The 2,108-nt window shown below is 72.2% G+C and carries 3 protein-coding genes; 1 reads left to right on the top strand and 2 read right to left on the bottom strand.

Annotation, left to right across the window (positions count from 1 at the left end; all coding sequences use genetic code 11):
- Window positions 1–240 (bottom strand): cupin domain-containing protein (locus WA805_RS00120; protein ID WP_425241342.1); only part of this gene is annotated, 240 nt, incomplete at its 3' end.
- Between the two features lie 116 nt (window positions 241–356).
- Here WA805_RS00120 and WA805_RS00115 point away from each other — a divergent pair.
- Entirely contained in the window at window positions 357–1,007 is a 651-nt protein-coding gene (locus tag WA805_RS00115) for a TetR/AcrR family transcriptional regulator (protein WP_422280060.1), read from the top strand.
- Here the strand turns inward: WA805_RS00115 and WA805_RS00110 are convergent.
- On the bottom strand, window positions 1,002–2,108 hold a 1,107-nt coding region (locus WA805_RS00110), incomplete at its 5' end, for a S9 family peptidase (protein ID WP_425241341.1). The two genes, WA805_RS00115 and WA805_RS00110, sit on opposite strands and share 6 nt — an antisense overlap.

Below are 2,108 nucleotides of genomic sequence, written 5' to 3'. Positions count from 1 at the left end.
CGGAGCGTCGTACGTCTCGGCGCCGATCGTGAACCGGGCCGTCCCCGACACCACGTAGAAGCCCTCGTCGTGCCGGGCATGCCGGTGCTGCGGCGGGCCCGCGGACCTGGGCGCGACGGTGATCTCGCCGATGCCGAGCCGGTGACCGGTGGTGCTGCCGTCCTCGATGATCCGCACGGTGGCGGGGCCGAGCCTGATGACGTCGCCGCCGCCGGGGCCGACGATCGATTCCTTGGCCATGGAGCTCTCCCTAGCAAGGTCATTTATGAGAGTTAACTCTCACGACGATAGCTTGCTATCGCAATTGATGCAAGTACACTCTCATGAAGAGAGAGCACCTCCATAAAGGAGCGGGCATGACGACGGTTGCTGATAACAGCAAGAAGCCGCCCGGCGAGGCCGGCCGGGCGAGGCAGAAGGAGCGCACGCGGCGGGCCATCGTCGACGCGGCCCGCGAGCTCACCCGCTCCGGCGCCGAGGTGACCATGCCGCGCGTCGCCGAACGGGCCATGGTCTCCGAGGCCACCATGTACCGCTACTTTCCCGACCTGATCTCCCTGATCCAGGAGACTCTCGCCGGGCTGTGGCCGGACCCGGCGGCGGCGCTCGCCCCCGTCGAGGCGTCGCGGGATCCGGCGGAGCGGGTGGCCTTCGCCTGCGAGTTCCTGCTCCGCGGCGTGCACGCGTACCAGGGCTCGGTGCGCGCGGCGATCGCCCACACGATCACTGAGCCCGCCGCGGCGGGCAAGCGCCCCGGCCTGCGGTTCGGCCTCATCGACCACGCCCTCGCGCCGTTCGCGGCAAGCCTCGCGCCCGCCGCGATGACACGGCTCAGGCTGGACCTGGCCGTCGTGGTCAGCGCCGAGGCGTTCTTCACCCTCACCGACCTGTGCGGCCTCGAGCCGGACGACGCGATAGCGAGCGCCGTCCGCACCGCGACGACTCTCACCAGGGTCGCCTTCGATTTATATCCGGAACGGGCCCGTCTCTCCGCCCCCGGCCTATGACAGCTTGATCGGCGCGACGCCCGGCGGCGTGAACCCGAACACCTGCCCGTAGAACGCCAGCTCCGCCTCCAGGGAGGCGATGTTCGTCTCCGCCTTGCGGAACCCGTGCGACTCGCCCTCGAACGCGATGTAGGCGTACGGGATGCCGTGCGCGGCCAGGTCACGGGCGATCGCCTCGGACTGCGACGGCGGCACGATCGGGTCGTCGAGCCCCTGCAGCAGCAGCACCGGGCAGGTCAGCGGCGTCACGTGCCCGACGGGCGCCCGCTCTTCGTACAGCGCGTCCGCCGCGGGCAGCGGCCCGATCAGCCCGTCCAGGTACCGGGACTCGAAATCGTGCGTGTCCGTCACGAACGGCCGCAGGTCCGACACGCCGAAGTACGACGTCGCCGCGGAGAACACCGCCTCGGGCGCGTCCCGCAGCCCGCTGGTCACCGCGGCCAGCGCCGTCCAGCCGCCCGCGGAACCGCCCCGGATGCCGAGCCTGGCGCGGTCCGCGTCGCCCGACTCCGCGAGCGCCAGCGCCGCGTGCATCGCGTCGGCCACGTCCACCACGCCCCACTCGCCGCGCAGCCGCTCCCGGTACGCCCGCCCGTACCCGGTGGAACCGCCGTAGTTCACGTCGATCACCCCGATGCCCCGGCTGGTGAAGAACGCCTTCTCCAGGCTGAGCACCGGCACCGAGTTCGCGGTCGGGCCGCCGTGCACATGCACGATGAACGGCGGGAGTTCCCCGGCCGGCCCGGCCACCTCCGGGTTGGCGGGAGGGTAGACCAGGGCATGGACCACGGGCCCGTTCTGGCCAGCGGAAAGCTGTACCGGGCGCGCGTCGGGCAGGTAGCCGGGGTCGGGTGCGTCGACCGCCGGCTGCCTGATGGTCTCGACCGCGCCGCCGGGGGAGACCCGCAGCACCGACCAGGGGGTGCGCGGGCCGGCGGCCACGAGCACGATCGCCTCGCCGGAGACGGCGAGCTGCACCTGCGCCGTCCGGTAGCCGGGCAGGTCGACGTCGGCCAGCTCGCCAGACACCGGGTCGAGGACGGCGAGGCGCAGCTTGCCGAGGCCGTGCAGGACCGCGAGCCGCCCGTCGCCGAGCAGCTC

It is taken from the genome of Trebonia sp., assembly GCF_049794275.1.
In the GTDB taxonomy this organism is placed as follows: domain Bacteria; phylum Actinomycetota; class Actinomycetes; order Streptosporangiales; family Streptosporangiaceae; genus Trebonia.
Note: the sequence above shows the minus strand (reverse complement) of the source record. Positions and strands in the feature narration are given on the sequence as shown.

Excerpts from the sequence above, each read along its gene's own strand:
- WA805_RS00115 (WP_422280060.1), top strand. The coding sequence starts at position 357 with ATGACGACGGTTGCTGATAACAGCAAGAAGCCGCCCGGCGAGGCCGGC.